This window comes from Actinomadura sp. NAK00032, assembly GCF_013364275.1.
Classification (GTDB): Bacteria; Actinomycetota; Actinomycetes; order Streptosporangiales; family Streptosporangiaceae; genus Spirillospora.
Window position 1 is genome coordinate 5,898,905 of record NZ_CP054932.1, and the last position, 16,231, is coordinate 5,915,135.

Below are 16,231 nucleotides of genomic sequence, written 5' to 3' on the forward strand. Positions count from 1 at the left end.
GTCCGCCTCTCACCGTGTGCGACTCACCGTGTGCGACCACCCGACGACAAAGGTAACGCGCTCCTCAAGCGCACATCATCAAAACGCAAAGATCATGTTGATTGAGTTCACGGCGATCACACTGTCCGTTCGCCGCCATCTCCCCCTCGACCAGCGAGAGCACCTCACGCAGCGGTCCCGCGGCCAGTAACGGCCACACGCCGAGAAATCCCACTTTGTCGCATCCTTAACCTGCGACCGGCTCTCCCGTCCCCGCCATCGGTGCTACTGTGCGCGTTGATCGAGTTCACGCAGGGCGCCGCACGGGCCCACCGCGCCTCCGCCGCCTCGGGAAGGTCCGCTCCATGCAGGCTCATGAAGTCGCGTTCTTCAAGCTCATCGAGGGCGAGAAGCAGTTCCAGGTTCCGCTGTACCAGCGGACCTACAGTTGGGGGCACCGGGAGTGGGCGCGGCTGTGGGCGGACGTCCTGGAGCACGCGGAGACCATCGCGGCCGGCGAGGACCGGCCGGCGCATTTCATCGGCTCGGTCGTCCTCGCGCCGGGGGCGATGTCGGCGGGCGACATCCAGCGGTGGCTGGTCGTGGACGGGCAGCAGCGGCTGACGACGCTGATGCTCGCGTGCTGCGCCCTGCGCGACCGCCTCAAGGACGTCTCGCCCCGCGAGGCGGGGCGCGTCCACAAGCAGTACCTCGTCAACGAGTACCGCGAGGGGCCGGAGCACTTCCGCCTGCTGCCGACGCAGGCCGACCGCGAGGCGTTCGCCGCCTGCGTGGAGAGCGGGGCGAGCGCCGGCGGCGGCGACGGCATCGGGGCCGCGTACCGGTTCTTCAGGCAGGCCCTCATCGACTACGACCCCGACGGCGACGTGGCGGCGCTCAAGCGGCTGGAGACCGTCCTGCGCGGCCGGCTGTCCGTCGTGGAGATCACCGCCGAGCACGGCGACAACGTCTACCGGATCTTCGAGTCGCTCAACAACACCGGCGTCAAGCTCAGCCAGACCGACCTGCTCCGCAACTACGTCTTCATGCTGCTCCCGACGATCGGCGAGCGCGTGTACACGAAGATCTGGCTGCCCATGCAGCGGGAGCTGGGCGCCGACAACCTGGAACTGCTCGCCTGGCTCGACCTGGTGATCCGCGGCGACCACCGGGCCAGGCAGAGCGAGATCTACCGGGCCCAGCAGCGGCGCCTCGGCGAGATCGTCCAGCGGGGCGGCGAGAGCGCGCTGGAAGGGGAGATCGCGGAGCTGTACCGGCGCGGGCGGCTGCTCATGCGGGTCATCGAGCCGGCCCGGGAAGGGGACGCCGGGCTCCGCGCCGCCCTGCTGCGGCTGCAGGAATGGGGCGGGCAGACCACCTTCCCGATCACGCTGCACATGCTCGACCTCCTCGACCACGGGAAGGCCACCGCCGCGCAGGTCGCCCGCGCCCTGTCGTACGTCGAGAGCTTCCTCGTCCGGCGGATGATCGCCGGGATCCCCACCAACAACCTGAACCGGATCCTCAACAGCGCGCCCAAGGAGCTGGAGGCGGACCGGCCGATCGACGAGGCCGTGCACCGCCACCTCTCCGGTGAGCGCCGCTACTGGCCGTCCGACGACCAGCTCCGCACCGCCGTCCGGACGCGGCCGTTCTACTGGTCCGGCCGCCCGAACCAGCGCTTCTTCGTCCTCAAGCGCCTGGAGCAGAGCCACGGGTCCAGCGAACCGGTCGACTTCGCGGCGGCCAGGCTCACGATCGAGCACGTCATGCCGCAGACCGCCACGCAGGACTGGCTGGACCTGCTGTCCGCCGAGGTGACCGATGAGGACGGCCCCGCCGAACTGCACGCCGAGCTGCTGCACACCCTCGGCAACCTCACCCTGACGGGCGACAACTCGAAGCTGTCCAACCACCCGTTCCAGCGCAAGCAGGAGATCCTCGACTCCAGCGCGCTGCACATGAACCGCGAGATCGCCGACGAGCCCCGGTGGGGCAAGGCGCAGATCCTGGCCCGCGCCGGGCGGCTGACCGAGCGCTGCGTCGCGCTCTGGCCGGCACCGCTGCCCGGCGGGTCCGACCTTGAGGACGAGCGCCGCACCTGGGTGCAGCTCCGGCGCCTGCTCGCCGAACTCCCCACCGGCTCCTGGACGACGTTCGGCGACCTGGCCGCCGTCATCGGCTCCAATCCCGCCGGCGTGGGCGGCTACATGGCGTCCCGCCCCGGGTTGGAGAACGCGCACCGGGTCCTCATGTCCGAGGGGACGGTGTCGCCGTCGTTCCGCTGGCAGGACGACCGCGCCGACACGCCCCGCGCCGTCCTGGAGGCCGAAGGCGTGACCTTCTCCGACGGCGGCGCCGCCGACCCCACCCAGCGGCTCACCGGCACGCAGCTGGCGAAGCTCATCGGCATGGACGCCCCCGACGAGGAGGAAGAGGACTCGCAGGCACTCCTCGGCCGATTCGAGGGCCAGCTCTCCGTCCACGGAGACGAGGCCGTCGAACTGGTGACCCGGGTCCTCGATCACTGGATCGGCAAGGGCGGCAGCATCGACTTCGGGGGCGGCAAGACCGACACCAGCTGCTACCCGTGGCTGGACCGCGCGGACGCCCGCGGCTGGATCTGGCCCGTCGTCTTCTACCCGCGCGGCGCCACCATCGAGGTCGTCTTCCAGCACCTCGCCAAACGGCCGCCGTTCGACGACACCGCGCACCGCGAGGAGTTCCGGCGGCGCCTCAACCGCATCGACGGCGTCGACATCTCCGAGGACCGCCTGGACAAGCGGCCCAGCGTCCCCATCAAGGTCCTCGCGGGCGACGGCCTCGGGCACTTCCTCGAGACGCTCGACTGGTTCATGGACCAGGTGGGCACGGCCCGTCCGCCCGAGCCGGCGGATGACGCCGAGGACGGCGGCGCGGACGGCGGCGCGGACCTCGCCGCCGAGTTCCACAGTGCGATGCTGCTGCTCTACGCCCTGACGAAGTCCGAGGCCGACTACAACGCGTCCGGGTTCCTGAGCATGGTGACGGAGCACGGCGGCGTCGGGGCCGCCAAGCTCCTGATCGCCTCGCCGCACATCTCGGACGGCTTCACCGCACTCCACGAGCGCGGCCGCCTGGACCTCTCCGTGGAGGCCCACATCGTCGACGAGCGCTTCGCCGCGCTCTTCACCGACGACGAGCGGGCCCGCGCCGCGCACCGCCTCGCCGAGTCCGGATACAGGACGTGACGCCGCGCCGCCCGGAGCGGGCCGGGCCCCCGGACCGGCCCGGCCGGGCCGCTGATCAGGCCTTGGGGCGGGCGGCCGCTGCGCGGATCTTGTGCCAGGCGGTCTTGGCGTAGCCGTTCAGGCGGGTGCTGATGCGGCGGGCCGTCGGGAACTCGGTGCCGAGGAGGCCGAGGCCGGCGAGGATGGCGACGACGCCCGGGCCCGGCAGGACGAGCATGACGACGCCCGCGACGATCAGCGCGGCCCCGGCGATCGCCACCGCCACCTTGCGGAGCAGGCGGACGGGCGCGCGGCGGGCGGCCGCACCGCGCTCGGCCGCGCCCTGCTCGGCCGCGCCCTGCTCGGTCGCGCCCTGCTCCGGCGTGCCGGGCGTGCCGTCGGCGGGCTTCTTCTGCGGCGCTGGGCGTTCCATCATGGTCGTCACTGCGTCCTCCCCCGGGGCACGTCCTTGTGTTGTCCGACGAACGACGGCGCCGCGCGAGATCCCGCCCGGGGCGGCTTGTGACGAGGACCACACCGAGGGACGGCGGCCCGCGCGGCGGCGGCTAGCATCTCGGTAATGAAGATCCCGTCCGGTGTGCGCGCGCGTTTCGGGGCGCTGGCCGCGCCAGTGTGGCGGCGGCTCAGCGGGCGGACGCAGTGGCGCGTCGCGCGGTTCCGCCACCACACGTTCCTGGTGTACGCGGGCGGGATCGTCCGGGACGAGCGGGGGCGGATCCTGCTGCTGCGGCACCGGCTGTGGCCGCCGTACCGGGCGTGGGGCCTGCCCGGCGGGTACGTCAACGCCGGCGAGCGGCTGGAGGACGGGGTCGTCCGGGAAGTGCGGGAGGAGACGGCGCTGGAGGTCGAGGTCGCCGGCCCTCCGCTGCGGCTGGCGAGCGGCTTCCGGCACCGGGTCGAGGCGTACTACGAGGCGCGGGTCGTCGGCGGGCTGCTCGCGCTGGACGCGGCGGAGATCCTCGAAGCGCGCTGGTTCCCCCTGGACGAACTGCCGGAGCGGATGTCGCCCCGGCTCCGGAACGTCATCGAGGCGCTTGACCTCAAGCCCGGTTGAGGTCGCAGGCTGGACGGTATGAGCCTCACCGACATCGAACGCGAATACCTGTCCACGCAGCGGCTCGGCCGCCTCGCCACCGTGGGCCCCAAGGGCGACCCGCAGAACAACCCGGTCGGTTTCGCCTACAACGCCGAGACCGGCACCATCGACATCCGCGGCTGGCACCTCGCCAAGAGCCGCAAGTACCGGAACCTGCGCGACAACGACCAGGTGGCGTTCGTCGTCGACGACCTGGCGTCCGTCCAGCCATGGCGGGTGCGGGGCGTGGAGATCCGGGGGCGCGCCGAGCCCGCGGTCGCCGAAGGACCGCAGGGCGGCGACGACGTCATCCGCATCCACCCGCGCGTCGTCTTCTCCTGGGGGATCGACCCGGACACGGAGGGGATGGCCAAGCGCACCATTCCGTGAGCGGGCACCGCGGCGATGGGCGTCTCAGGCGCCCGGAGCGGCTCAGGCGCCCGGGAGGGGCTCCTGGAGCTCGAACCTGTCGGCGGTGGCGTGGCACTTCGGGCAGCGGGGCGGCGCGTGCTCGCCGCGGACGACCTCGCCGCAGACCTCGCACGCCCATTCGGTGGTCAGCAGCGCCATGACGTCCGAGCGGGCGACGATGCCGACGAGTTCGCGGCCCGACAGCACCGGGACGCGGCGGATGCGCCGTTCCAGGAGCAGGTGGCGGGCCTCCTCGACATCGGTGTCCTCGGTGACGCTGATGACGGCGGCGGTCATCACGTCGGCGGCGGTCCGCCCCTCGCGGGCCAGCAGGTCGTACTCGCTGACCAGGCCGACGACGGCGCCGTGCCCGTCGACGACGGGGACGGCGCTGATCCGGCGGGCGCGCAGCAGGGCCGCGACGTCGGGCACGGCCGCGTCCCGCTCCACGGTGATCACCGGGCTCGTCATGATCTCTTTGACCTTCACTGCTGCCGCCCCAGAATCGCGCGGGCTCCCGCCACCGCCGGTGGAAGAGGCCCCGTCCGTCGTCCTCCCATATGACCTTAGATGTCGCAGTCGTTCCGGTTCGCACCGGGCCGGAACGTGCCGCTCGTCGGCAGGTCGGTATCAGTCTTCCCGATATCGCGGGAATGATCCCGGCCCGGTGCGGAGGCGCCGATTCTCCGCACCGGCCCCCGGGAATCACCCGGCGGAGCAGGTGGCAGCCATCCCGGCCCGGTGCCGTCCCCTGGAAGCCGAACTCCGTTGACTGGCCGGCGGCGTGGTGGTCGGTGGGGTGGACGGGCCGTCCGAGAGTGCGGGGGTCCGCCAGTCCCTCCACTGGGCGAGGTCACCGGCCTTACCGCTCGCGATTCTGAAGCCGCCGGTGGAGCCGCCCGAGCGCAGCAGGAACTTCTGGACGTTCGCGCGCAGCGGCGCCTGCCATTCGATTTTCAGCACCGCTCGGGTCAGGGCCGCCCACCGGAGGAATCGGGCACCGACGGCTCGCCGCTCGGCTCCGAGGTCGGTGGCTCCTCACTGGGGGCGGGCTCCAGGCTCGGCCCCGAGTCCGATGGCTCCTCGCTCGGCGCGGACGGCTCCTCGGAGGTCGACGGCTCCGCAGTCGGCGAGGGGGCGGGAGCCGGGCTCGACGGCCCGCCACCGTGCGCGAACTCGCAGTCGACGCCGTCGTGATCGCGATCCTGATACCAGCCGTATTCGGGATCCGTGCCCTTAACGTACGGGCCGTACCCGGCGGCATTCGCCTCCGCGCAGGTCTGGAAGTGGGGGTCAAGGGTGCGGGCCGCGTCGCCTTCGCAGTCGACGCCGTCGTGATCGCGGTCCCGGTACCAGCCGTACTCGGGATCCGTGCCCTTCACGTACGGGCCGTACCCGGCGGCGTTCGCCTCCGCGCACGTGCGGAAGCGCGGATCCAGGCCGCTTTCGCCCCGCCGCTCGGAGGACGGCGGCCCGCCCTCGTCCGGCGGCTCCGTCGAGGACGGCGGCGCTGACCCTCGGCTGCCTTGCGACGTCCTCTGGTGCGTCTCGCCGCCGCAGGAGGAGGTGAGGCCGGCGAGAAGCAGCATCGTGGCCATCACGGCGAGGGCCGCGAGGATCCAGCGCTTCGCGGGTGGGCGGGAATCGGCGGTCATGGCGTGGCCTTCGTTCTGCGGAGGTCCGCCGCATCGCAGTTCATTCCACCCGAAACGGGGCGATATCCATATCAGCGGGGACGCAGAGCGAGGCCAATACTCGTCCAAATCTCGCCGGCCGGGCCTCGCTCGCACGACGCGGGAGCGTGCGGACGAGCGGCTAGATTTCGCGATCGACTCTGATTTTTCTGTTATCGCCCGTCCTGTCGGGGGTCTGCACCGTATCTACGGACATCCGACGAGAGAGGACGTGGCATCGCCATGAGCAACCCCCTTCCCCCCAGGGCCGGCGGGCCGGGCCCGAGGCGGCGGCAGCAGCGGACGGTGTCCGGGCGTGCGGCGGCGTGGACGGCCGCGGGCGCGGCGGGGGTGCTGGTGATCGGCGGGATCGCCGGCATGGCGAGCGGCGCGTTCGGCGGCGGCCCCGGTGCCGCGCCCGCCGCGAACGGCACCTCGGTGTCCCCCTCGTCCGCCCCGGCCGCCCCGCTCGACGCCGCGGAGCCGTCGCCGAGCGAGACGGCCCGTCCCAAGCAGACCCGGAAGACCGCCAGGCCGCGCACGCCGACGCCGCGCGCGACACGGTCGCGTCCGGCCGCGCCCCCGCCCGCCCGGTCGAAGGCGCCGTCCGCACCGGCGGCCGGGGGCGCCGCGGCTCAGGTCATCTCGCTGGTGAACAAGGAGCGCGCCAAGAACGGCTGCCGGGCGCTGACGTCCAACGGCAAGCTGGCCGCGGCGGCGCAGAGGCATTCGGCCGACATGGCCCGGCGCGGCTTCTTCGACCACACCAACCCGGACGGCAAGAGCCCCGGCGACCGGATCACCGCCGCCGGATACCGCTGGTCCACCTATGGCGAGAACATCGCCAAGGGCCAGCCGACCCCGGCGAGCGTCATGAAGTCCTGGATGAACAGCCCCGGGCACCGCGCGAACATCCTGAACTGCGGCTTCCGCGAGATCGGCGTGGGGGTGGTGAAATCGGGCGGACCGTACTGGACGCAGGTCTTCGGCGCCTCCCGCTGATCACCGGGGCGTCGCGAACACCTGCGTCCACCAGGGGCCTCCGGAGCCCTGCACGAGCCCGATCCCGACCATCGTGAACCCGCAGTTGAGGATGTTGGCCCGGTGGCCGGGGCTGCCCATCCAGGTGTCCACGACGGCGGGCGGGCCCGACTGGCCGCGCGCGATGTTCTCCGCCCACGCGTTCCACCGGAACCCGGCGGCGGTGATCCGCTCCCACGGCCCGTCGCCGCCGGAGCCCCGGTGGTCGAGGACGCGGTGGGACGCCATGTCCGCGGAGTGCCGCTGCGCCGCCCGGTGCAGCGCCGGCGAGACGCGCAGCGGGCGGCACCCGGCCGCCGCCCGCTCGGCGTTGACGAGCGTCACGACCCGCTGCTCGACGGTGGCGGGGGCGCGCCGCGGGGTGACCCGGGCCTTGTCCGGCGCGGCCTCGGGCGTGGGCGGCGGGGTGGACGGGGCCGTCCGCCGGACGGGCGCCGGGGCCGCGGCGTCGGGCGCGGGACGCGCGGGACCGTCCGGTTCCGGCAGTGCCCAGTAGACGACCGCCGCGGCGACACCGGCCGCCGCCGCCCCCGCCACCCAGCGCGCGGCGCCGCCAGACGACTTCACCGCAGCCGCTGAGGAGGAGTGCCCCGCACCAGCCGAAGAAGCGCCCGCTCCGGACGAGGCGCTGCCCGCGCCAGATCCGGTCGTGCTCGCGCCGGGGGCCGCGTTACCGACGCCCGCTGCGGTGTTGGCGGCGTCCAGTAGGGACTGGGCGCCGGCCAGCGCCGCGTGCAGGGAGGAGTCGGCGGGCATCGGCACCATGACCAGGCCCGCCAGCAGCGCCTCGGGCGGGGCGAGGTCGCGCTGGCGGGCGGTGCAGGAGCGGCAGTCCCTGATGTGCTTGGCGATCCGCTTGCGCCACAGCGGGGACGGCCGCCCGTCCCACTCGGCGAGGACCGGCTCGAGCCCGCCGCACCGCCGCCCGCTCACCACCCGCACCACGGCGCGGCACGTCGCCAGCTGCTTCTTCATCCGCTGCACCCGCACGGCCGCGTGGGCCGCCGGCACCCCGAGCCCGTCCGCCAGCTCCCGCCGCGTCAGATGCCCGGACGCCTCCAGCCACCACAGCCCGAGGAGTTCGCGCTCCCCCGCGTCCAGCCACCGCGTCGCCTCGGCGATCTCGCGGCGCTGCTCCGACAGCTCCAGCCGCAGGACGGCCAGCCCCGCGAAGTCGTCCTCGGCACCCGCCACCTGGGCCATGGCCTGCGGATCCATCGGCGTCCCGGCGCGCTGCGCCGACCAGCGGCGGCGCACCTGGTTCATGGCGATGGACACCAGCCACGACCGGAACCGCGCCGGCTCGCGCAGCCCGCCCAGCCCGCCGAGGGCGCGCAGCACCGACTCCTGGACGACGTCGTCCACGTCGGCATGGCCGCCGAGCGCCCAGCCGACCACGTTGTAGAGCAGCGGCAGATGGTCGGCGACCAGCTGCTCCCGGGCGCCGGCGTCCCCGTCCTGCGCCGCCCGGACCAGCACGTCCACATCCGTGCCCACACGCATCCTTCGCCCTCCAGAGAGTCGCCGCCGGTCCCTCTGGAGACCTCCGAAACCACCAGAGATAACAGGAAACCCGCCAATTCTGCCTCGTCTCTGGACGCGCCGCGCCGCCGATGGCCGGGCGGGCGGGCCGACAGGCGCGGTCGGCATGCGGAGCCGGCAGGCGCGGTTCCTTCCAGCCGGACGGCTATCCAGGCTCGCGATTCACGAGCAGGATGCTGGGGGACGCGGCGTCAGCGAACGGAACCCTCACCCTCATCAGTTCCATGCCGGTTTCCAGATGCAGGGCTCGGCAGTGGACGATCCAGCAGTCCGCTTCCCGATCAGCGCGCACGGCGACGAACGTCCCACCGAGATAGCCTCGGCCGTAGACGGCGGAGCACGCGGATTCGATGGCCTCTTCCCTGCCCAGGGGCGGTTCGGCGCCGCGCCCTCCGGGCAGCCGCCTGCGCATCGCGCGCAACAGGCGCTTCACGGCCGCGACCACACCGGCGTCCGCCCGATTGCCGATCACTCCTCCCGCAGCCGCCGCACCCACGTACGTGCCGATATGCAGCGCGTGGTCGAGAATGTCGTGTGCGCCCGCAGGCCAGCTCCCGGCTTGGGGCTGCGACGGATGGGGCACAGGCTGCACCGGCGCCGCCGAAGAGGCCGGAGACGGCGGGAGATACGGCGGCTGCGGCGCGTAGGGCGGGACGGCCGACGGCGGTGAATCCGAGGGATCCCACCGCGCTTGAGGGTCGAGCCATTCACCGACGTCGCGCTCCCAGTCGTCCCGGCGGCCATGAATCACGTCGGCGTAGACTTTGCAGCCGCCGAACACCCCTGCCCAGACGCCATGCCACTGATCACAGTCGTGCGCGCCTATCGCCAGCGCGCTCCGATGGAAGAGATCCGGGTCGGCATTCGTGAGCGACTCCGCATGGTGCACCAGCATCCGCATTTCACCGCAGGCGCCGGAGGGAGGCTGGTCAGCGGCCTTCGCCGCACCGGCCGCATCCCGAAGGACCTGCAGGAATCTCTCCCACAGCACGGGATTTGAGGCGGGAGGCTCGGTCACCACTTCCCCAGCATTGATCCTCCGGTTACGAGACGCAAGGGTGCCCGAGGCGGCGGGCCGCGCGAACCGAATGGTCCGAGCGGGCGCCCCGACGAATGCGGCGGGCGTCCCCGGATTCACATCCCGACCACCGTTTCGGCTGATCGCATGTGAGAAAGTGGACACCTGCCTTATGGTGCATTTGTGAAAGCAGCGGTTCATGCCAGGTACGGCCCGCCCGAAGTGGTCCAGATCGCCGAACTGGACGAGCCCACGGCCGGAGACGGCGACGTCCTCGTCAAGGTGCACGCGACGACGGTGAACCGGACGGACTGCGCCTACCGCGCCGCCCGGCCCTTCTTCATGCGGCTGCTCACCGGCCTCGCCCGGCCGCGCCGCAAGGTCCTGGGGACCGAGTTCGCCGGAGTGGTCGAGGCGGTCGGCGGCGGCGTCGCGTCCTTCGCCGCCGGCGACCGGGTCTTCGGGTACAACGAGGGCGCCTTCGGGACGCACGCCGAGTACCTGTCCGTCCCGGAGGACGGCATGATCACGACCATGCCCGCGGGCGCGGAGTTCTGGGAGGCCGCCGCCGGAACGGAAGGCGCCCACTACGCGCTTTCGGCGATCCGCACGGCACGGACGACAGCCGGACAGGACGTCCTCGTCTACGGCGCGACCGGCGCCATCGGTTCGGCCGCGGTACAACTGCTGAAAAGCATGAACGTCACGGTGACCGCGGTCTGCGACACGGCGAATCTGCAACTGGTAAGCGGTCTGGGGCCCGACCGGGTCGTCGACTACACGGCCCAGGACTTCACCGCGGACGAACAGCGGTACGACCTGGTGCTCGACGCGGTCGGCAAGAGCACGTTCGGCCGCTGCCGCCGGCTGCTGAAACCCGGCGGGCTCTACATGTCGTCCGACCTCGGGCCGGGGTGGCAGAACATTCCCCTGGCACTCTTCACGCCACTGTTCCGCGGCAGGAGAGTGAAGTTCGGCGCCCCCACCCAGAACAAGGAAATGGTGGAGCACATCCGCGGCCTGATGGAGTCAGGGCAGTTCAGCCCGGTCATCGACCGGCGATACCCGCTGGACCGGATCGTCGAAGCCTACCGATACGTCGAAACAGGTCAGAAGATCGGCAACGTCGTCATCGACGTCGCACCACACCCCTGAGAGTCCGACCACCGATTCATTCCTTGAACCCTGGTCTGGGCCGTCTCCCCTGAAGACCAGGCACATCGCGGCACGGAGCGCCATCGGATTTCTACGCGTCTAGAAATCAACATTGAACATCTAACACCGTTCATGCGCTAGAGCGAGATGGTTCGCTCAACTACCCTCCGGTAGATGTGGCATCCGCGAAGGGATCATTGAGAAACCGCATGCACCAGGGTATGCGGTTCTGCAATTCCTTTGCCACTCATGGAGCCCGATCCACGCCGCCAGAGAATTCTCTGTGCACGCCTCGCACCGCCATAGCGCGACGCGACTGCGTCCGAAGTACGGGAAGCGGCTCCAACTCCCGGCAACCCGACCGTTCCGGCGCCGCGCCTCCTGCTCCGGTCGCGGAGCCCGGAGAGGCCCGCCGGCGGCCCGAACCCCAGATTGGAGAACCACCATGCGAAGACTGATGCAAGCGGCGCTGGTCGCGTGCGCGGCCGCGCTCACGATGTGCGGCGCGACCGCCGCGTCCGCCGCCGGACCTCCCGACGGCGGCGGCCAGCCCATCATCGGCGGCCACAACGCCACCGAGACGTACTCCTGGATGGCGGCGCTGAGCAACGGATGCGGCGGCAGCCTGGTCGCGTCCCAGTGGATCGTCACGGCCAACCATTGCGGCCCGGCGTCGCAGGCCCGGATCGGCTCGACCTACAAGAACTCCGGCGGTGAGCTCCGGTCGATCGACCGGCGCACCACCAGGCCGGGCACCGATCTCACGCTGATGCACCTGTCCTCGCCGGTCCAGGCGGCCCCGGTCGCGATGGCGCAGTCAAACCCCGCGCCGAACACCCCGGTGCGGCTGCTCGGCTGGGGCTGCACGAGCTGGCCGTACTGCAGCACCCCGACCATCCTCCAGGAGATCGACCTGACCGTCCTGCCGAGCGGCCAGTGCTGGGCCGGCGGCGGTACCGCGAACGACGTCTGCGTGTCGGGCGACCGGTCGCACTCCGCCTGCCACGGCGACTCCGGCGGACCGGCGGTCGTCGGATCGCGCGGCAACTGGACGCTCGTCGGCGAGACCCACGGCCCCGGCGACAACCGCGGCGAGTGCGCGACCACGACCCTCTACACCGGCATCGCGCCGTACCTGTCCTGGATCAACCAGCAAATCGGCGGCTGACCCTCCGCCCCCACCCCGCAGGAGTTCCCGCATGTTCCGTAAGATCACGGCGGCGCTGGCCGCCACCCTCGGGCTCGCGTTCCTGGTGCCCGCGCTGGCCGCCGCTCCCGCGTCCGCCACGGCCCCCGCCCCGCTCGCCGTCCGGACGATCTACTACGACGCCGGCGGCGCCCAGGAGTTCCGGGCGGCCGTCGACGAAGGCGCCGCCGCATGGAACGCGGCCGTGCCCGCGATCCGGCTCGTCCCCGCGACCGGAGGCCAGGCCACCGTCAAGGTGTACGCCGACAACGGCTGGCCGCGCACCTACATGTACGGCTTCGGCCAGGCCGTCATCTACATGGGACGTGAAGCGGTCAACGACGGCTTCTACCCGCCCAGGATCGCCGCCCACGAACTCGGGCACGCCCTCAGCCTGCCCGACAACCGCAACGGACGCTGCGACTACCTGATGTCGGGCCACAGCTCCCCGGTCTCGTGCCAGAGCACCACTCCGCACGCGACCGAAGCCGCACAGGTGTCGCGCAACGCGGGCTCCTGGGTCCCCGCAGCGCGCGCGGCAGCCGCCCGGCAGGCAACGTACCCGGACTGCTTCGTCTTCTGACCGCTCTCCCGCGACGTCCCTGGACGCCGACCCCCGGCGCGGCACCGTCACCGGCAACCCCTGTGACGGTGCCGCGCCGCGCTTCCACCGCCGGAGGAGTCTCCGTAGCGAAGCCGCACAAGCGCCGTCTGCGCGACGTGCCATCGCCAGCCCACCCATGCAGGCCTATCGCAGGTGCGCCTGCAAACGCGTCAAGGCCGCACGCCAATGCAGATGCGCATGCTCTTCGCCCAGCGCGGTGTGCTCGCGGCAGAACCACTCCACTTCCGGAGGATGGCCGGTCCAACCCTCCCGATCCCATTCCCGCCGGACGGCCTCCTCCTCGGCGTCAATCCCGAACCGCACGGCCGTGAACGACTCGTACGAAAGGCCGTCCCGAGGAGACTTCCTACAGATCAAACAAACCGGCGGCCTCACACCAACTCCCCTCCGAGAGACACCTCCCGGTCAATGTCGAGTTCCAGTGCCCTCACGCGACCTGCGGGACGGGAGACGTTCGGTGCTGCCGTGGTACTCAATCCCAGGTCGGCGAGGATGTGTGACAGAGCTGCGGCAGCATCGTCCCACGACCGGCCTGCACCGGATAACTCCCGGCCGAGCTGATCCAGCCCCGTGGGAAGCCGCTGCGTTCAGCGGACGAGCCAGGAGGTCGGCCTCGCGAAGGCCGGGGGATGTACGGCTCAACGATCCGGGGCGGAAGCCCGTCCTCGCCGGCGAGGTGGTGGACAGCGTCGAACGCCGCGTAGAAGCCGGAACGCGTCATCGTGAGCCCGAGTGGCTGAGAGACTCAGGAAAATCGGGGTCGCGATCGACGAAGGATCGCTGCAGCACGATGTTCCACATGACAGAAAGGCACTGGAGAGGGCCTGGGAATGTACGGCAAAAAAAATGCCAGCGAGATGATCAGCGAAGGCTTCGCGGAGTGGCGAATCAGCCCGCATCCCCGCCCGATATCCACGGCCATTGGGCGGTTCATTGACGAATACTTCAAGGGGAAGTAGTGTCAATAGTAATACCACCGTGGAGCATCTGCGACTCCTGCACCCGGTTGAAGTGGGTGCCGGATCCGGACTGGGATCAGGACAACCCCAGAAGCCCGTCGGATGATGGTTCGATCTACTTCTGCGAAGCGTTCCCCGATGAGATACCCGACGACATCAGATACTTCGGTTTCGATCACCGCTACCCCTATCCCACCGACGGTGGCATACGACATGAACTGCGACCAGGTAAGGCGGACATCCTTGCCGGCTTCGAGCTAGACAACACCGTCGACGTCCGAACCAGAGACGTGACATCGAGCGCCCGGACCTGGATGGGCAAGATGGCCGCGCTCAGAGCCCGCCGACTCGAACTTGCCAATTTACTCCTGGACGCGGAACAGTTCAGCATTCCCGTGCGCAGTGACGGGACACCGGTGATCTGGACGTTCGATGACTTCCGCATGCTCGGCGTGAGCAGCACAGGCCCCATCCAACTTGACTTCGTCGAGTCGGATGATTTTCAAGGCTGGCGGTCCGGCACCCTTGAGGGGCTCGCCGCAAGTGCCTCCGGAGACGTGCTGCTGTACGTCGACAAACGAGGCCCTCTGCTTCCCGTCCATGCGCTCCAAAGTTTCAACATTCCACTGTTTCGCATGATGCGAGAAAGCCACACCGAGCAATTGCGCGAAATGTTCCCAGACTCCTTGGTCTACCGGCCTAAGGGCGAACGCGCTGTGTTCACATCGCTCCTGGCGCTGGAAGCCTCCAGGGGGGCCGCCACGGCGTGGGAACCAGTGCGTGGCCGAGACGCGTTGGCGGAGGGAGAGGTCGTCATCGACCCTGGTCACGAGCACCAGGTCACACTGGTCCCGTAGAACTCACCCATCAAACCGGGGCGCCAGGCTGCGCGACGACCGCCCCCATCCCCTGGCCGGGTTGGCCGGTCCAGCCCTACCGATCCCATACGCGCCGGACGGCCTCCTCCTCAGCGCCGATCTCGAACCGCACGGCCATGAACGACGCGGACGAAAGATCGTTCCATCGACAAGCACTTCAAGGGGAAGTAATGACCACCATCATACCCCCAACCAGCATCTGCGATTCCTGCAAGCTTTTGAAGAGCGTCCCGGACCCCGACTGGGACCCAAATAAGATCACCAATCCATTGAAAGCCGGAGCAATAAATTTTTGCGCCGCCTTCCCGGACGAAATTCCCGATGATATCAGCTTTCATGGGTTTGATCACCGGCTCCCCTACCCGACCGACGGCGGGATCCGCCACGAACTGCGGCCGGGCATGGCAGATCTTCTGACCGCCTTCGAGGAGGAGACTCCCATAGATGTCCGGACCAGAGACGTTACGTCGACCGTGCAAGCCTGGATGAGCCAGATGGCCGCATTGAGAGCACGCCGGCTCGAACTTGCCACGTTCCTGCTGGACGCGGATCAACTCACCGTTCCGGTGCGCAGCGATGACACACTGGCGATTTGGATTTTCGACGACTTCCGCATGCTCGGAGTGAGCACCACTGGACCAATCCAACTCGACTTCACCGAGTCAGACGATTTTCAAGGCTGGCGGACCTACTCCCCCGAGGAACTCGCCGCCGGCGTTCCCGAAGACGTACTGCTGTACGTCGACAAGCGAGGCCCCCTTTTCCCCGTCCGAGCCCTCCACAGTTTCAATATTCCTTTGTTCCGCATAATACAGGATGGCTCCGCCGCACAATTGCGCGAAGAGTTCTCCGAATCCTTGGTCTACCGACCTGAGGGGGAACGCGCGGTCTTCACATCACTCCTGGCGCTGGAGGCCTCCAGAGGGATCACCACGGCGTGGGAGTCAGTGCGTGGCCGAGACGTGTTGGCGGAGGGAGAAGTCATCATCGACCCTGGTCACGAGCACCAGGTCACGCTGGTCCCGTAGAGCTCACCGATCAGACCGGGGCGCCAGGCTGCGCGACGACCGCCCTCATCCCCTGGCCGGGTTGGCCGGTCCACCCCTCCCGCTCCCATACCCGCCGGACGGCCTCCGCCTCGGCGTCGATCTCGAACCGCACAGCCGTGAACGACTCGTACGAAAGGCCGTCCCGAGGGGACTTCCTGCAGATCAAACAGATCGGCGGCCTCACACCAACTCCCATTCGAGAGACGCCTTCCCCGAACAGTAGCGCCACCCCGCTTCACACACCGCCGTGGCGCCGCGCACGTCCGGTCTAGCAAGCAGCCTGCTTGCCGCAGGGAAGACAGCGAGCCGCCACAGGCGGTCTCATATCAACTGATCCCGGACACATGCGTCATGGCCATCTCGCTTGGATAGCTCCTCGCCAAAGTAACCATCGTTTCATGCTGCTCGCG

14 protein-coding genes are annotated in these 16,231 nt (G+C 70.1%); 9 read left to right on the forward strand and 5 right to left on the reverse strand.

The features are described 5' to 3' along the window. The first annotated feature begins 344 nt into the window (after positions 1 to 344). Positions 345 to 3,209: a DUF262 domain-containing protein gene (locus HUT06_RS27410; protein ID WP_176198344.1), complete on the forward strand. Its 2,865-nt coding sequence runs from the start codon at positions 345 to 347 to the stop codon at positions 3,207 to 3,209. Between the two features lie 55 nt (positions 3,210 to 3,264). On the opposite strand, the gene HUT06_RS27415 is transcribed toward HUT06_RS27410, so the two are convergent. Then, positions 3,265 to 3,624, reverse strand: a complete 360-nt coding sequence (locus tag HUT06_RS27415; protein WP_254715806.1) for a PGPGW domain-containing protein — start codon at positions 3,622 to 3,624, stop codon at positions 3,265 to 3,267. Positions 3,625 to 3,768: 144 nt separating this feature from the next. Here HUT06_RS27415 and HUT06_RS27420 point away from each other — a divergent pair, with 144 nt between their 5' ends. Continuing rightward, positions 3,769 to 4,263 carry an NUDIX domain-containing protein gene (locus tag HUT06_RS27420; RefSeq protein WP_176198345.1) on the forward strand — a complete coding sequence of 165 codons (495 nt, stop codon included), beginning with the start codon at positions 3,769 to 3,771 and terminating at the stop codon, positions 4,261 to 4,263. Positions 4,264 to 4,281: 18 nt separating this feature from the next. Next, positions 4,282 to 4,674: a PPOX class F420-dependent oxidoreductase gene (locus HUT06_RS27425; RefSeq protein WP_176198346.1), complete on the forward strand. Its 393-nt coding sequence runs from the start codon at positions 4,282 to 4,284 to the stop codon at positions 4,672 to 4,674. 42 nt (positions 4,675 to 4,716) lie between these two features. On the opposite strand, the gene HUT06_RS27430 is transcribed toward HUT06_RS27425, so the two are convergent. Together HUT06_RS27430 and HUT06_RS27435 are read right to left on the reverse strand one after the other, a co-directional pair. Next, positions 4,717 to 5,166 carry a CBS domain-containing protein gene (locus HUT06_RS27430; RefSeq protein ID WP_205719076.1) on the reverse strand — a complete coding sequence of 150 codons (450 nt, stop codon included), beginning with the start codon at positions 5,164 to 5,166 and terminating at the stop codon, positions 4,717 to 4,719. 500 nt (positions 5,167 to 5,666) lie between these two features. Continuing rightward, positions 5,667 to 6,350, reverse strand: coding sequence for an excalibur calcium-binding domain-containing protein (locus HUT06_RS27435; protein ID WP_217711482.1), 684 nt, complete (start codon positions 6,348 to 6,350; stop codon positions 5,667 to 5,669). A 261-nt stretch (positions 6,351 to 6,611) separates the two neighbouring features. On the opposite strand from HUT06_RS27435, the gene HUT06_RS44790 reads away from it, so the two are divergent. Beyond that, positions 6,612 to 7,370, forward strand: coding sequence for a CAP domain-containing protein (locus HUT06_RS44790; protein WP_176198347.1), 759 nt, complete (start codon positions 6,612 to 6,614; stop codon positions 7,368 to 7,370). On the opposite strand, the gene HUT06_RS27445 is transcribed toward HUT06_RS44790, so the two are convergent. Further along, positions 7,371 to 8,906 (reverse strand): sigma-70 family RNA polymerase sigma factor, encoded by a 1,536-nt coding sequence (locus tag HUT06_RS27445; protein WP_217711483.1) that lies wholly within the window; start codon positions 8,904 to 8,906, stop codon positions 7,371 to 7,373. Positions 8,907 to 9,096: 190 nt separating this feature from the next. Next, entirely contained in the window at positions 9,097 to 9,969 is an 873-nt protein-coding gene (locus tag HUT06_RS27450) for a hypothetical protein (RefSeq protein WP_176198349.1), read from the reverse strand. Positions 9,970 to 10,152: 183 nt separating this feature from the next. Here HUT06_RS27450 and HUT06_RS27455 point away from each other — a divergent pair, with 183 nt between their 5' ends. From HUT06_RS27455 to HUT06_RS27475, 5 genes are all read left to right on the forward strand, one after another. After that, the gene (locus HUT06_RS27455; protein ID WP_176198350.1) at positions 10,153 to 11,124 is read left to right on the forward strand and encodes an NAD(P)-dependent alcohol dehydrogenase; all 972 of its coding nucleotides are present in this window, start codon (positions 10,153 to 10,155) and stop codon (positions 11,122 to 11,124) included. A gap of 445 nt (positions 11,125 to 11,569) precedes the next feature. Then, positions 11,570 to 12,292 carry a trypsin-like serine protease gene (locus HUT06_RS27460; protein WP_176198351.1) on the forward strand — a complete coding sequence of 241 codons (723 nt, stop codon included), beginning with the start codon at positions 11,570 to 11,572 and terminating at the stop codon, positions 12,290 to 12,292. 31 nt (positions 12,293 to 12,323) lie between these two features. Further along, the gene (locus tag HUT06_RS27465) at positions 12,324 to 12,893 is read left to right on the forward strand and encodes a snapalysin family zinc-dependent metalloprotease (RefSeq protein ID WP_176198352.1); all 570 of its coding nucleotides are present in this window, start codon (positions 12,324 to 12,326) and stop codon (positions 12,891 to 12,893) included. A gap of 1,057 nt (positions 12,894 to 13,950) precedes the next feature. Continuing rightward, entirely contained in the window at positions 13,951 to 14,751 is an 801-nt protein-coding gene (locus HUT06_RS27470; RefSeq protein ID WP_176198353.1) for a hypothetical protein, read from the forward strand. Between the two features lie 191 nt (positions 14,752 to 14,942). Then, the gene (locus HUT06_RS27475; protein WP_176198354.1) at positions 14,943 to 15,800 is read left to right on the forward strand and encodes a hypothetical protein; all 858 of its coding nucleotides are present in this window, start codon (positions 14,943 to 14,945) and stop codon (positions 15,798 to 15,800) included. The last annotated feature ends 431 nt before the right edge of the window (positions 15,801 to 16,231 follow it).